The organism is Collinsella aerofaciens (genome assembly GCF_028209395.1).
GTDB classification, from domain to species: Bacteria; Actinomycetota; Coriobacteriia; order Coriobacteriales; family Coriobacteriaceae; genus Collinsella; species Collinsella aerofaciens_AZ.
The window spans coordinates 42,050-56,391 of sequence record NZ_JAQLDQ010000014.1; the positions used below are offsets into that span (position 1 = coordinate 42,050).

General features: G+C 59.9%; 11 protein-coding genes. All 11 read right to left on the reverse strand.

Going from position 1 to position 14,342, the window contains the following annotated elements; genetic code table 11:
- Positions 1-22: 22 nt before the first annotated feature.
- The 11 genes from PMW67_RS06695 to PMW67_RS06745 all read right to left on the reverse strand — a co-directional run bounded on the left by PMW67_RS06695 (position 23) and on the right by PMW67_RS06745 (position 14,080).
- Positions 23-1,108 carry an ATP-binding protein gene (locus tag PMW67_RS06695; RefSeq protein ID WP_006235981.1) on the reverse strand — a complete coding sequence of 362 codons (1,086 nt, stop codon included), beginning with the start codon at positions 1,106-1,108 and terminating at the stop codon, positions 23-25.
- 1 nt (position 1,109) lies between these two features.
- Positions 1,110-2,660 (reverse strand): ribonuclease Y, encoded by a 1,551-nt coding sequence (gene rny, locus PMW67_RS06700; protein WP_089573375.1) that lies wholly within the window; start codon positions 2,658-2,660, stop codon positions 1,110-1,112.
- A gap of 257 nt (positions 2,661-2,917) precedes the next feature.
- Positions 2,918-3,610 carry a regulatory protein RecX gene (locus PMW67_RS06705; protein WP_117861923.1) on the reverse strand — a complete coding sequence of 231 codons (693 nt, stop codon included), beginning with the start codon at positions 3,608-3,610 and terminating at the stop codon, positions 2,918-2,920.
- Between the two features lie 11 nt (positions 3,611-3,621).
- A complete protein-coding gene (recA, locus tag PMW67_RS06710; protein WP_022094695.1) occupies positions 3,622-4,770 on the reverse strand; it encodes a recombinase RecA in 1,149 nt (382 codons plus the stop codon).
- A 257-nt stretch (positions 4,771-5,027) separates the two neighbouring features.
- Positions 5,028-5,558: a CinA family protein gene (locus PMW67_RS06715; protein ID WP_271739224.1), complete on the reverse strand. Its 531-nt coding sequence runs from the start codon at positions 5,556-5,558 to the stop codon at positions 5,028-5,030.
- A 12-nt stretch (positions 5,559-5,570) separates the two neighbouring features.
- Complete coding sequence (gene pgsA, locus PMW67_RS06720; protein WP_233547957.1) at positions 5,571-6,119, reverse strand: CDP-diacylglycerol--glycerol-3-phosphate 3-phosphatidyltransferase; 549 nt, start codon at positions 6,117-6,119, stop codon at positions 5,571-5,573.
- Between the two features lie 99 nt (positions 6,120-6,218).
- Positions 6,219-7,568 (reverse strand): 30S ribosomal protein S12 methylthiotransferase RimO, encoded by a 1,350-nt coding sequence (gene rimO, locus PMW67_RS06725; RefSeq protein ID WP_271739227.1) that lies wholly within the window; start codon positions 7,566-7,568, stop codon positions 6,219-6,221.
- Positions 7,569-7,595: 27 nt separating this feature from the next.
- Entirely contained in the window at positions 7,596-8,093 is a 498-nt protein-coding gene (locus PMW67_RS06730) for a YajQ family cyclic di-GMP-binding protein (protein WP_118238136.1), read from the reverse strand.
- 26 nt (positions 8,094-8,119) lie between these two features.
- Positions 8,120-9,631 (reverse strand): RodZ domain-containing protein, encoded by a 1,512-nt coding sequence (locus tag PMW67_RS06735; protein WP_271739230.1) that lies wholly within the window; start codon positions 9,629-9,631, stop codon positions 8,120-8,122.
- The gene (locus PMW67_RS06740; RefSeq protein WP_271739231.1) at positions 9,631-12,408 is read right to left on the reverse strand and encodes an FtsK/SpoIIIE family DNA translocase; all 2,778 of its coding nucleotides are present in this window, start codon (positions 12,406-12,408) and stop codon (positions 9,631-9,633) included. The genes PMW67_RS06735 and PMW67_RS06740 overlap by 1 nt, the downstream gene beginning before the upstream one ends.
- A 1-nt stretch (position 12,409) precedes the next feature.
- Positions 12,410-14,080, reverse strand: coding sequence for a ribonuclease J (locus tag PMW67_RS06745; RefSeq protein ID WP_271739233.1), 1,671 nt, complete (start codon positions 14,078-14,080; stop codon positions 12,410-12,412).
- Positions 14,081-14,342: the final 262 nt, after the last annotated feature.

A 14,342-nucleotide genomic window follows, 5' to 3' on the forward strand; every position in this document is an offset into this window, starting at 1 on the left:
CCGAGTGGACTCGGTAAAGGCACTATTCCTCTTTGGCAAGATCAAAGGTCACGGTGATTCGATCACGCGAAACGCGAATCTTTGGGTCGCCGCAAAGGTTGAGATAGTACCGGGCAGCAAGGTCATTAAAATCGCGCTCCACAGCACGCGAAAACTGTGCCATGTCATCCTTAGCAATACGTAGCCCGCGACGATCCTTCGCGAGATCGACAGGAGCCGGCGCATGCGAGGACGAGTCGCGCTCGCGCAGCAGACGCGCGGTCACACCGCGAACAGGCTTAATCTGCCCTGCCAAAATGCGATGGGCCGTGCGCTCGGACATCTCAAGACCCAAACCCGAACAGATACGGATAAAGTCCTCGGCATCAGAAGCAAGGCCTAAACGATCGACAACCGGAAGCTCGCTCTCGTCATCAATGAACAGGAGACGAGACGTATCAAGCCGGCTTGACGCCTGAGCATAAAGGGTCGCGGCAATCTCGGACGGAGAACCAAGATAGACATCGCAACCACGCAACTCCTCGAGCGCAAACTCACAAGCAGCGCGAATAATATTATGCGGACCGCGAGCACAGACATAACGTCCGTCCTCATCCTTGACGGCCTGGGGCCAGCTGGACTGATCGGCACGCTCACTGAGGCGGTCGGCCGCGACGCTCACCTTAAAGGCTGAACCAAGATCGACGCCGGACGTGACCACACGGGCCTCATCGGTGTTCTGCTTGATCGAAAACAATGCCATGCCACGACCGTGAACGCCCCAACGGTCCATCTTCATGCTCTCGAGCTTGGAGGTAACGCGGGCATCAAAGATTCGCTCTTGCATATCCTGCGGAACGCCCGAACCGTTATCCAGAAAGACAAGCGTGCGGACGCCGTCTTCCTTGGTCGTGGCGAGATAGACCTTGTCGGCGCCGGCATCGCGAGCATTACGGAGCATTTCGATGACGATATCCTCGACATGCTGAATGTCGTGCTTTGCCTGGCGCCGCTCGGCCTCCGAAACGCGGAGGCGGACATACCCCTCGCCAAGGTTCTCCTCGACGCGAAGGTTGCCCTCCCCCGACATCGACGCGATAAATGAGATGAGCTCGTTCGCGTCGCTCATGTTATTTAGCGATATCGACAGCGCGGCTCTCGCGAATCACGACGACGCGCACCTGACCGGGATACTCCATCTCTTCCTCGATCTGATGGGCGATATCGTGAGCCAGGACCGTGGACTGGGCATCGGAAATCTTGTCCGGCTGGACCATGACGTGGACCTCGCGACCGGCCTGCATGGCATAGGTACGTTCGACGCCGTCATGAGAGTTGGCGATCTCCTCGAGCTTCTCAAGACGCTTGATGTAGTTCTCGGCAGACTCGCGACGGGCACCGGGGCGAGAGGCAGAGACAGCATCGGCGGCCTGTACCAGGACATCGAGCACCGTATTGGGGTCGACATCGGCATGGTGAGCCTCGATAGCGTGGACGATAACGGGCTTCTCGCCATAACGGCGGGCAAGCTCGGCGCCGATGACGGCATGCGGGCCCTCGACGTCGTGGTCGATTGCCTTGCCCAGGTCGTGCAGCAGGCCGGCGCGCTTGGCGGTCACAACGTCCAGGCCAAGCTCGGAAGCCATCACGCCGCACAGATCAGAGACCTCGAGGGAATGCTGAAGCACGTTCTGACCAAACGAGGTACGGTAGCGCAGGGCACCAAGGGTCTTGACGATCTCGGGGTGCAGATCGTGGATGCCGGTATCGAAGGCAGCCTGCTCGCCAGCCTCGCGCACGCGCTGCTGAACCAGGTCGGCGGCCTTGTGATACATCTCCTCGATACGGGCAGGGTGAATGCGGCCGTCGGCGATGAGGTTCTCGAGGGCGACGCGGGCGGTCTCACGACGGACCGGGTCGAAGCTCGAAAGAACGACGGTCTCGGGCGTGTCGTCGATCACGAGGTTGACGCCGGAAACCTGCTCGAAGGTCCGGATGTTGCGACCCTCGCGACCGATGATACGGCCTTTGAGGTCATCAGAGGGAATGTGCACGGAGGTAACGGTGACCTCGGCAGTGTGATCGGCAGCGCAGCGCTGAATCGCCAGAGACAGAATCTCCTGGGCGGTCTTGTGGCACTCGGCGCGAACCTGCTGCTCGGACTCGCGAATGATCGTGGCGGCCTCGTGGGTGACCTCGCCGCGAACCTTATCAAGGAGCTCCTTGTGCGCGTCCTCGCGGGTAAGGTCGGCGATACGCTCGAGCTCGGAGGTCTGCTTTGCGCAGAGCTCCTCGAGCTCACGGGAGCGCTTCTCGACCTGACCGGCCTGGCTGGACAGCTGATGCTCGCGCTTGTCGAGAGCGTCGTTGCGGCGATCGAGAGATTCCTCGCGCTGCATCACGCGGTTCTCGAGCGTACGAATCTCGTTCTTACGCTGCTTGTCCTCGGCCTCAGCGGCCTGCTTGTTCTTGATGATCTCCTCTTTAGCCTCGAGCAGAGCCTCTTTTTTGAGGGTCTCGGCCTGACGCTTAGCATCACCGATCAGGGACTCAGCCTGTGCGTGTGCCGACTGGATTTTTTCGTCGGCCTCGTGAAGACTACCCTGCTTGGCGGTGCGCATGTAGGCAATGGCGGCGATGGCACCCAAAACGATGCCAACGAGCGCTGCGATGATAGGCATGCTCACTCCTTTTTATGGATTCGTTACACAACAAAGCGAACCGTCCTTACGAACGGCTCGCGACATTTGAGTAATATGGGCGCAGCTTATGCGGGTCGGATACAGATAAACATATAAACAAACTCATCACAGATGAGCACATATCACAAAGCAAATGACAGTGTTTATCGTACGTTGAACCACAACAACTGTCAAATAAATGGCCCCAGCACGGCGGCTAAAACGCGGTGAACGGCAGGGCCACAAAACGCATACGCCTAAACCGCACATTCCTCACGTTCGGCATCGAGACGTGCCTTAACGGCATCGGCGGCGATGTGATACGAGAAGCCCTTGCCCATCAAAAACCGAACCAGTTTTTCGAATCCGCGCGTCTCTGGAACACGCCGCTTGGCGAGCAGGGCTGACGCACGCGCCAAATCGTCTTCGACGGCAAAATAATCCTCGGGATAACCGGGAATGTCATCGAGCACGACATGACGGCGCTTGAGCTCGGTCTCGATTTTACGCTGTCCCCAACCGCGCCGCTTGCGTTCCTCGATAAAGTACGAGCAAAAGCGGTTCTCGTCTAAAAAGCGATACTCGGTGGCGCGCTCGACGGCGAAATCGATCGCGGGCTGGCGAAAGCCGTAGCGTGCCAACTTGTCACGGACCTCACCCGTCGCATGGTCGCGGCGCGATAGCATCTCGGTCACCATGGTAAGTGCACATTTACGCTCGATGAGCTGCACCGCTTCACGAAAGTTATCCCAATCACAGGGAAGATCGGGGCGATTTTTGACATACAAGCGCGCGACCCGCACGGGAATCCAAATGGACCGCTCAAAACCGCCCTCAAGCTCACAATCGATATGTGCGCAAGGCTTTTTGGACGCATACCCGCTCGAGAACGAGGAGGCCGCCTTCTTATCGGGAAAGACGACCGTGGCCTCGGTCACCGTATACGACATGAGCGTAACCGCTACTCGTCGTCATCATCGAGCATGGCGGAACCATCGATGGCGTAAAGCTCGTCAAACTCCTCAGGCGCAGGCTGATCGGTCAGCTCGACCTCGGACGGAGCATCGTCATCAAACTCAAGCCCGCAGGCAAGGCGGACCTTATGCTCAATCTCGTCGGCGCAATCGGGGTGTTCGCGCAGAAACGCCTTGGCGGCCTCGCGACCGTTGCCGAGCTTGTCCTCGCCATAGGCAAACCAGGAGCCCATCTTCTTGCAGATGCCGCACTCGACAGCCATGTCCAGAATCGAGCCCTCCTTAGAGATGCCCGTACCGTACATGATGTCGAACTCAGCAGAACGGAATGGAGCTGCCACCTTGTTCTTAACGACCTTGGCGCGCACGCGGTTACCGATAACCTCATCCTTAAGCTTAATGCTGTCGATGCGGCGAATGTCGATACGCACCGAAGAAAAGAACTTAAGGGCGCGGCCGCCCGTCGTGGTCTCGGGGTTGCCGAACATGACGCCGATCTTCTCTCGCAGCTGGTTAATGAAGATGCATGTCGTGTTGGACTTGGACAGCGAGCCGGCGAGCTTGCGGAGCGCCTGACTCATCAGACGAGCTTGCAATCCGACCGTGGTATCGCCGATCTCTCCCTCGATCTCGGCACGCGGGGTCAGCGCGGCGACGGAGTCGACGACGATGGCATCGATGGCGCCGGAACGCACGAGCATGTCAACAATCTCGAGCGCCTGCTCACCCGTATCAGGCTGGGAAATCAGTACCTCGTCGATATCCACGCCAATGCGCGCGGCATACGTGGGATCGAGCGCGTGCTCGGCATCGATAAATGCCACCACGCCACCCATTGCCTGGGCTTCGGCCAGGATCTCGAGCGAAAGCGTCGTCTTACCGGAGGACTCAGGACCGTAAATCTCGACGATACGGCCGCGCGGCACACCGCCGATACCCAGAGCGGCATCGAGTGCCAGAGCGCCCGTGGGGATGGCCTCAACCTCAAGCTCGGGGCCGCCGTCACCATACCTCATGATGGAGCCTTGACCGAACTTCTTCTCGATCTCGGCCTTGGTGGTGGCGATCATCTCATCGCGCTCTTTACCCGTCGTGCGAGCATGAACGGTACGTACGGGACCTGAATTCTTGGCCATGAATAGCCCTCCTCTTAACAACCTGCATCGATAATAAACGAACGGCTGTTCGTGGTCAACCGTTCAGGCCAATCATATGCAGGCAGTCTTTCCAAAACCCAACCAAACGCCGACCAAACACTGACCAAATGCTTGACCACAAAGGGCCGAATAAGAACAAGGAAGGCAAGAATACACCTATAACCAGCGCAAACGCTAAATTCGTCAGGGGTCCCTATCTCCACAATTAAGGGGCCCTAAGGCCCCTTAAAACACGTCTATTCCATAGAGTTGAGCACAAGGGCAATGCGTCCCAATGCCTCCGCGACCGCATGGGCACGAACACACGAACGGTCGCCCTCATAGTGGCAGCGCACAGAGTCCACGACCGGCACTTCCCCATCAGCCGCGCGATACGCCCAGCCAATATAGAAAGTGCCAGCCGGATCGTCCTCAGTGCCGCCGCCGGGGCCGGCATAACCCGTTGCGCTCACTGCAATATCGCTCTGGTACAGCTCCAGCGAACCCGCCGCCATCTCGCGCGCGGTCTGATGCGACACCGCGGTATAGCGGTCGAGCGTCTCCTGATCAACACCCAAAACGCGATGCTTGATCTCATCGCAGTAGGTCACCGCACCGCCACGCAGCACCACCGAGGCGCCCGGGATATCGGCAATCGTCGAGGCGATCATACCTGCTGTCAGCGACTCAGCCGTCGAAACCGTCACGCCCCGAGCGCTCGCGCGCTCGACAATATGACGCGCCAGCTCCTCGTTATGTGCGGAAATCTGATCAAAAGAGTCCGTCATACCCACCAGGACCTAGATCGAAAAGACGATCTTGCGGCAGTTCCAGAAGTATTGGGCGCCCGAGATAACGGTCAGGACAACGGCAACGGCGTACAGGAAGCGCGACACCGAGTAGATGCCGAGCGTCAGCGCCAGCGGGCCAAGGTGCAAGCCGGCCATCGCAAAGACGCACAGGTAACCACAGATGGAGACCATCGTGGTCGCCGTCTTGTACTTGCCAAGCTTATCGGCGGCAACGACCACGCCGGCGGCACTCGCAACCATGCGCAGGGCGCTTACCAACAGCTCGCGGAACAAGATGATGAACACGGACCAAACCGTCACGGTGCCAAAGTCCAAGAACAGCAGCAAGGCCGAGAACACGAGCAGCTTGTCGGCGATGGGGTCCAAGAACTTACCGAAATCGGTAATCTCGTTGCGCGAGCGCGCTAGGTAGCCGTCAACCTTATCGGTGCACGACAGGATCACATACAGAATGAAGGCAGCGGCGGCGAGCGGGCCGTCGAAGGTGCTCCAATCTGTACCGGCAACACTCGTGTGAGAAAGCGCCGACACGATCATGAACACCGGGATAAAGACGATGCGAACGCACGTCACGATGTTGGCGGGCGTCCAAACACTCGTCAGTTCCTTATTGCTCTCGTTTGCCACGATGCTCTCCTACTCCACAACATGGCCGATAAGCTCATAGCAGAAGCTATCGGTAAACTCGACCGTCAGAATATCGCCCACGGACGCCTCGCTGGCGTCCAAGTGCACCGCGCCATCGGAATCGGGCGCCTGGAACCAAGCATGGCCGATCAGCTCGGCGCCGTCCTCGGTCTCCTCGATGCCGTCGACAATCACCTGGGCGCGCTCGCCCACATGTGCGGCGGTGGCGGCAAAACCGAGCGACTCGGCCAGGTCCATGGCCTCCTGGGCGCGCTCGAGCTTGACCTCCTCATCGACCTGACCCTCCATCTTAGCGGCCAGGCTGCCCTCCTCCTGCGAGTAGGCAAAGACGCTCGTGTAGTCAAAGCCGACGGTGTCCATAAAGTCGATAAGGTCGCGGAACTCGTCGTCGGTCTCGGTCGGGAAGCCGAACATGGCCGTGGAACGGATCACGATGCCGGGGATACGCTCACGCAGATCGCGGAACAGGTCCTCGAGCTCCTGGCGCGAACCAGAACGGCGCATAGCCTTGAGGATGCGCGCGTCGCAGTGCTGCACGGGGATATCGATATAAGGCAGCACCTCGGGCGTATCGCGAATCGTATCGATAAGCTCGTCGGTCATGCCCTCGGGCTGCAGATAGAGCACGCGGACCCAGACGTTGTGCGGGCGCACGGACTCGGCGACGGCATGCAGCAGCTGCGCCAGATTGCGCGGCGAGCCATCGGTGACGTCTTCGTCGGCAAAGTCGGTGCCCCAGATGCCCGTGTCCTGGCCGATCAGCACGATCTCGCGCACACCGCCGGCAACCAGGTCGCGTACCTCGGAGATAATGCTCTCGGCATTGCGCGAATGATATCGACCGCGAATATAGGGGATCATGCAGAAGCTGCAGAAGCGGTTGCAGCCATCGGAGATCTTGACGTAGGCGACAGCGCCCTCGACGGTGCGCTTGACTTGCGGAATATAGGCAGCGATCTCACGCTCGACACCCAGCACGCCATCGATGACCGCCACGATGCCGTCCTCCTCGTCGGCCTTCACAAAGGCAGCGACCTCGGGCAGCTCATCGGGCAGGTCGTCGCCATAGCGCGACGGCACACAGCCGCACATGACGATGGGACAAGAACGAACGCCGTCCTGAACCTCGTTGGCGAGCTCGAGCGTGGTCTCGATGCTCTCGGACGTTGCGGAGGCGAGGAACGAGCATGTATTGACGATGGCGATATCGGCATCCTGTGGGTCGAATGCCTCCTCGTAGCCTGCGGCGGTCAAAAGAGAACGCATGCGGTCGGTGTCAACCTCGTTCTTAGCGCACCCGAGGGTGATGTAGAGCACGGAGCCCAACGGTGTATCCATGTTGGAGAGCAGTCCTTTCGAATAATATTAGCGGTAGTTGGTGAACTGCAGCGGCTGGCCGTAGTCCCGGTCGCGCAGGAACTGGATCACGGTCTGCAACGCGTCCTTCGAAGCGGAGGAAACACGCAGCTTCTCGGCCTCGATGGTCACCTTGACCTTGAGCTTTTGGTCCTTGATGTCCTTATTGATCTTCTTGGCGGTCGCCTGGTCGATACCCTCGACGATATGGCCGAGCACGCGCACGGTGCCGCCCGACGCCGCCTGCGGAGCATCCCACGAGACAGCCTTGAGGTCGATACCGCGCTTGATGAGCTTGGAGCTCAGCACGTCGATAATCTGCTTGGAGACAAAGTCAGCCGGGGCGTTGATCGTAAAGAGCTTGTCGCCCTTCGAAAGCTCGATCGTGGCGCCGGAATCCTTCAGGTCATAGCGCTGGGAAATCTCGCGCGTGGTCTGCTGAAAGGCGTTGTCGACCTCTTGCATGTTGACCTCGGACACGACGTCGAAGCTGGAATCTTTAGCCATGATGTTTCCTTTCGCGTACGAGCGGCTTAGTAGCTATCGTACGAATAGTCGGTAGAATCGGTGGGCGTCTGACCGTCAGTTGGGGTATCGGCGCCATCCGTGGACTGGGCATCGGTACCGTCGGTGGTATCGGTACCATCGGTGGTGTCGGTACCATCAGAACTTTCACCATTCTCGGAATCAGTCGTCTCCTTCTTGGGAACGGTGATCGTCACGCGCGCCACGCCCGAGGTCTTGGTATCGTAACGGACCTTTTCGCCGTTCTTGGTAACGGTGACATCGGAAGGCTTAGACGTGGTGATCTCGATCGAGGACTCGGGCGTGTACTCCTGCTCAAAGGGGCCAGTCGCCTGAGCGCCATAGACCGACTTGCCGTCGACCTTGACCTCAATCCACGCAGTCTTTCCCTTAGCAACGGAGACTTTGACCTTCGTGACCTCGTTCTCTTCCTTCTTGGCCGTCGTCTTGGTAGCGTCCGAATCAGTCGACTCATCCGTCGCCTCATCGGCGTCTTCGTCCTCGTCGACCGTTTCGGTCTTCTTAGAAGACTTCTTGGTCGTCGTCTTGGTAACAGCGGGCGTCTCGGGCGTGGTCTCGGGCGTCGAAGATGCGCAGCCGCGCAGAAGTACCACGATGAGCACGATCAGCAGCAACGCCACGGCACCGATACCTGCGTAGACGATACGCGGATCGAGCCCGTTGTTTTGAGGAGCACGGGGACCGCCGCGTCCACGACTGGAACTGCTGCGGCCGCCTCCCTGAGGCATACGGCCACGATTGCTATCGGAACGGCCGCGATAGCCACCCTGGCCCTGAAGGCTGCGCTGACCCGAGCGGGGCGCAAGTTCACCGCGGCCTTGATAGCCACGCTGGCCCGCACGCGGAGCCGAAGAGCGCTGGCCATACGGCTGTGGTTGAGAGCGAAGACGCGGCGTCACCTGCGTGGTATCGGCGTCCGCATAGCCACTGCGAGAGCGTCCGGTGGAGATACCACGGTGACCGCGATCGGAATAGCCGCCGTCGCCGTAGCCGGCACGAGGGTCACGCGCCACGCCGCGGGCAGCGGGAAGTGCACGGTCCTCGGGCATCGGCGTACTGCGGAACCGGTCACGCTGCGAGCGAATCTCCTCGCCCGAACCCGTCTCGGTAATATAACCGGCCTGCTGAGGACGCTGTCCATAGCGAGTCGAACGACCGCCCTGAACCATCAGGAAGCGCCCGTTATCGACAGAGGAACGCGAATTGACATAGCCGGCGGCGTCCTGGAAACGACCGCCCTGCTGCGACGTCTCGCGTTCGTATGCCATCAGTTCGTCAAAGTAGGCATTGACGACCTCGCGCGGATTGAGGCCCAAAAAACGAGCATAGCTCGAAATCATGCCCTGCGCATAGCCGCGCGGCGGCATCGAAGCAAAGTTACCGGTCTCGAAAAACTCGATGATCTGCGGCCTGATTTTGATGGTGTTGGCGACCTGCTGAATGGAAAGGCCCATTCGGCGACGCTGCTCGAGCAGCATGTCACCAAAGCGTGCAGTCATCAGAATCCTCCAAACTCACGATCTTCACGTGCCATCTCGGCGTCGACAGATTCCAGCGCGGCAAGCCCCTCCTCGTCCAGCAGGACCTCGCGCGGCTTGGAACCGTCGGGCGGGCCGACGACACCCTTTTCTTCCAGCATGTCCATAATACGCCCGGCACGCGCATAGCCAACCTTCAGGCGGCGTTGCAGGCCAGATGTGGAGCCCAGCTGCGATTCCACCACAATATGGGCGGCTTCCCAAATGAGCGGATCATCGTCTTGCGGCTCGGCGACTCCGGTGCGGACAATGCCGCCGCCACCAGCCATGGACATGGAAGCGGGCGCCACGGCGGACAGAATCTCCTCGTGGTAGTCGGGCTCGCTCTGCGACTTGACGAACTCGACAATCTCGTTGATTTCGTCGTCCGAGACAAAGCAGCCCTGGATACGGCGGGGCTTGCCCCAGTCGACCTTGGAGAACAGCATGTCGCCCAAACCGGTGAGCTTCTCGGCACCCATCTGGTCGATGATGACGCGCGAGTCGATGCCCGTGGCGACGTTAAAGGCGATGCGGTTGGTGATGTTGGCCTTGATAAGGCCCGTCACCACGTTGGAGCTGGGGCGCTGCGTGGCAACGATAAGGTGAATACCGGCGGCACGGCCCAGCTGTGCAATACGCACGATCGAGGCCTCGACATCCTTACCGGCGACCATCATCAGGTCAGAGAGCTCGTCAATGATAATGACCAGGTAGGGCATCTTTTGCGGCGGGTTGTCGTAATGCTCAAACTCGCCGGCGGCCTGCTTTTCGTTATAGGTCGAAATCTTACGGACGTTGAGGCGTTCGAACACCTTCAGGCGACGCTCCATTTCGGACACGGCCCACTGCAGGGCGCTCGCGGCCTGCTTGGGCTCGGTCACCACGGGCACATAGAGATGCGGCAGACCGTTATAGCCCGCAAGCTCGACGCGCTTGGGGTCGACCATGATTAGGCGAACGTCCTCGGGAAGGGCGCGCATGAGCAAGGTCGTGATGATGGAATTGATCATCACCGACTTACCAGAACCGGTCGTACCGGCGATCAACAGGTGAGGCATCTTGGCGAGGTCGGCGACGACCGGCGTGCCCTCGGCGTCGCGGCCGATGGCAAGCTCGAGCGGACCGCCCTTCACATAGGGCAGCACGTCGCCCAGATTGACGTTCTGGCGCTTGCGGTTGGGAATCTCGATGCCCACGAGCGAGGTGCCGGGGATCGGGGCAAAGATACGAACCGACTGGGCGGCGAGCGAAAGCGCAATATCGTCCTCGAGGCTCGAAATCTTGCTCACGCGCTCGCCCTCGCCAGGTTGCAGCTTAAAGGTCGTCACCGTGGGGCCGGCGATCCAGCCGACCACGCGGGCACTGCGGCCAAACTCAAGCAAGGTGGATTGCAGTGACTCAGCGGTCTGCTCCAGCTCCTTATCCGAAGACGCGGCAGAAGCCGACTGCGGGTTGGCATGTAGGATTTCGAGCGGCGGAAGCTTGAGGCCGCCCTCTTCTTCGCCCTCGTTATCTGCGGCGCCGCCGTCCGCTCCCCCATCACGAGCCGCAGCCGATTCGACAGCACTCGTGGCAGGCGCATCGGCAACCTTGGGATGCTTTAAGAAGTCGGGAATCTGAGGTGCGGCCGAAACAGGGTTCACGGCAAACGGCGGCTCGGACTCGTCAACCTTGTCCGGATCGTCCTCCATCGAAAGCTGTCCAGTGACCTGCCCGCGCTTGGCGTGGCGACGCGGCAGCAAGGTTGTCTTGGCGGTCTCGAGCGGAGCCTCGTCGTCCTCGTCGTCACCCTCGGTGAGCTCAATCTCGCTATCGGACCAAGACGGGTCGGGCTCGCTTGTGTTGAGCTTGGGCACAGCCTTGCCCTTCTTGGCATGGCGGCGCGGCAGCAGCGTGGTCTTGGCGCGCTCGGCTTCAACCGACTCGGATACGTCGACAAATGGGACATCGTCCTCGTCGTCATCCAAAACCGGGTCGACATCGCCACCCATGACCGTGGTCACCGCGGCGTCAGTCCCCTTCTGGCGCAAAATGCTCAGGTGCGGACGAGCGACGCCGGGAACAGACAGGGCCTCTTCATCGCCCCACGGGCTCGCATTGACATCGGCACGTCGACGCTCGGCAAAATCGGCAGCGCGATCGCGTGCGGAGCGCAAAACGCCACCCACCGAAAAGCCGATAATGACCAAACCAACGACGACAAGCCCCAGCAAGACAACCATGGCGATAGGTTTACCCAAGGCGTTTTGCAAGGCACTTGCGATAAAGGCGCCAATGTAGCCGCCCGACACGGAAAGGTTCTGCGGCGTAAACATAAGGTCGCACGAATCGCTCGTGCCCGGCACCATCAGCGAAAGAATGGAGACGACGGCGATAAAGACCACGGCGCCGCCCGCAACAGAGCGCACGTTGAGCGGCGAGTCCTCACCCAAAAAGAGCGTGGCGGCAAACAGCAAGATGACGATCGGCAGCACGTAGGCGCCCAGACCAAAGCCCAGGTGGTAGAAACCGGCAACCGCAGCCGTCACGGGCGCTGTTGCCGGAGAGATCACGGCAATGAAGGACGCGATCGCCAAAACGGCGATGACCACACCGGCGATATCGCGATTGGCCGAAGGCTCGACCAGGGGCTCAAACTCATCAAACTCGGACTCGTGGCCCTTATTGGCACGCAGATGGGAACCGGCACCCTTAGCAGATGCCGGTTGGTTATTGACCTTATTGCCTTTGGCGTTTTTTGCAGATCCGCGCGCCAAACTAAACCTCCATGACGACCGGGATGATCATCGGACGGGTGCGCGTACGGCTCCAGATAAAGTTAGAGAGCGAATCGCGCACGGCCTTGCGAATGGCATCGGAACCGCTGCTGGTAAAGCTAAACTTACCCTTCTCGATCGTCTTCATAATGGACGTGGAGGCATCCTCGGAGAACTGGTCGTCGATGGCAAACGAGACGCCGCGGCCCGAGAACTCGATGGCCTCGATCTTCTTGTGTTTGAGGGAGACGATGGCAACGGCCGTGACCATACCGTCGTTGGCGAGCTTCTGGCGATCGCGCAGGACGATGGGGTCGGTATCGCCGATACGCAGGCCGTCGACGTAAACGACACCGGACTCGACGGGCGTACCGCGCTTAACGATACCACCGCGCATCTCGAGCGTGTCGCCGTTATCGAGGATAAAGATATGATCGTCCTTGATGCCCATCTTGCGGGCCAGCTGCGCATGGGCGCGCAGATGCACGGCCTCACCGTGAACCGGCATAAAGTACGTGGGCTTGGCCATGGCCATCAGGAGCTTGAGCTCCTCCTGGCTACCGTGACCCGAGACGTGGACGAGAGCGCGGTTCTTATCCCACACGTCGCAGCCGAGCTTGGCCAGGCTGTTGACGACCTGCTGGACGGCCTTCTCGTTGCCAGGAACGGGAGTTGCCGAAAGGATAACGGTATCGCCCTCGTGGATGGAGAGCGTCTTGTGCTCGCCATTGGCCATGCGGGACAGGGCCGACAGCGGCTCGCCCTGCGAACCGGTGCACATGACGACAATCTTATCGTCGGGCAGGTTATCGATATCGAAGGCATCGATGATATCGGCGTCATCGATGTTGAGGTAGCCCAGCTCACGCGCCACGCGGGTGTTCGTGAGCATGGAGCGACCGGTCACAACGACCTTACGGCCGCACTTGCGGGCGGCATCGCAGATCTGCTGCAGACGATGGATGTGGCTCGAGAACGACGCGACGAACACGCGGCCCGGGGCGTTCTTGATGGCGTGCAACAGGTTGGGACCAACCTCGGCCTCGGACTTGGTAAAGCCGGGAACCGTGGCATTGGTGGAGTCGGAAAGCAGCAGGTCGATGCCCTGCTTGGCAAAACGGCTGATAGCGGCATAGTCGGGCGTGACGCCGTCGATGGGCGTCTGGTCGAGCTTAAAGTCGCCGGTGTGCATAACGGTGCCCTGGTTGGTGCGAATGAACACACCCAGAGCGCCGGGGATGGAGTGCGTCATCGAGAAGAAGTCGAGCGAGATGCCGCCGAGGTTGACATGGCTGCCGCCCTTGACCTCACGGAACTTGGGTGCGCGGATGCGGAACTCGGAGAGCTTGCCCTCGATAAAGCCGAGCGTCAGCTTGCTCGAGAAGATGGGCACCTTATTGTTGAGGTCCTGCAGCAGATACGGAAGCGAACCGGTGTGGTCCTCGTGGCCGTGGGTGACGATGATGCCGCGGAGCTTCTCCTCGTTCTCAAGAACATAGGTGTAGTCGGGAAGCACCAGGTCGATACCGGGCTGGGAGTCATCCGGGAACATGAGGCCAGCGTCGACGAGCACCATGTCGTCGCCGCACTCGAAGACCGTCATGTTCTTGCCGATGCCGTCAAGGCCGCCGAGCGGAATGATCTTCAAAGGAGATGATTTTTTAGCTGCCATAGGTAAGTGTGGTTTCCTTTCTTCGAAACGGGTCTGGAACAACCGACGGGGCGCTTCTGGCAAACCGACCGCCGGGAACGTACAAACATGCATCGCAGAGTCGATGCAGTAACCACAGTATGATACCCATTTGAACCAATACAGACCACCCATGCATTAAAGCCCCATCTGAGCCGGTCTATCCCGCCGGTTTCCCGTGGGGCGGGCACTGATGAAGTTTCCTGCTCTACAGTCCTGCTCACGACGGAGGCCACATTAAGTG

Bases quoted from the DNA above. Each gene is read 5' to 3' on its own strand.
- PMW67_RS06695 (WP_006235981.1), bottom strand. From the start codon at position 1,108: ATGAGCGACGCGAACGAGCTCATCTCATTTATCGCGTCGATGTCGGGG.
- PMW67_RS06705 (WP_117861923.1), bottom strand. From the start codon at position 3,610: ATGTCGTATACGGTGACCGAGGCCACGGTCGTCTTTCCCGATAAGAAG.
- rimO (WP_271739227.1), bottom strand. From the start codon at position 7,568: ATGGATACACCGTTGGGCTCCGTGCTCTACATCACCCTCGGGTGCGCT.
- recA (WP_022094695.1), bottom strand. From the start codon at position 4,770: ATGGCCAAGAATTCAGGTCCCGTACGTACCGTTCATGCTCGCACGACG.
- PMW67_RS06715 (WP_271739224.1), bottom strand. From the start codon at position 5,558: ATGACGGACTCTTTTGATCAGATTTCCGCACATAACGAGGAGCTGGCG.
- rny (WP_089573375.1), bottom strand. From the start codon at position 2,660: ATGCCTATCATCGCAGCGCTCGTTGGCATCGTTTTGGGTGCCATCGCC.
- PMW67_RS06730 (WP_118238136.1), bottom strand. From the start codon at position 8,093: ATGGCTAAAGATTCCAGCTTCGACGTCGTGTCCGAGGTCAACATGCAA.
- pgsA (WP_233547957.1), bottom strand. From the start codon at position 6,119: ATGATCGTGTCGGCGCTTTCTCACACGAGTGTTGCCGGTACAGATTGG.
- PMW67_RS06735 (WP_271739230.1), bottom strand. From the start codon at position 9,631: ATGACTGCACGCTTTGGTGACATGCTGCTCGAGCAGCGTCGCCGAATG.
- PMW67_RS06745 (WP_271739233.1), bottom strand. From the start codon at position 14,080: ATGGCAGCTAAAAAATCATCTCCTTTGAAGATCATTCCGCTCGGCGGC.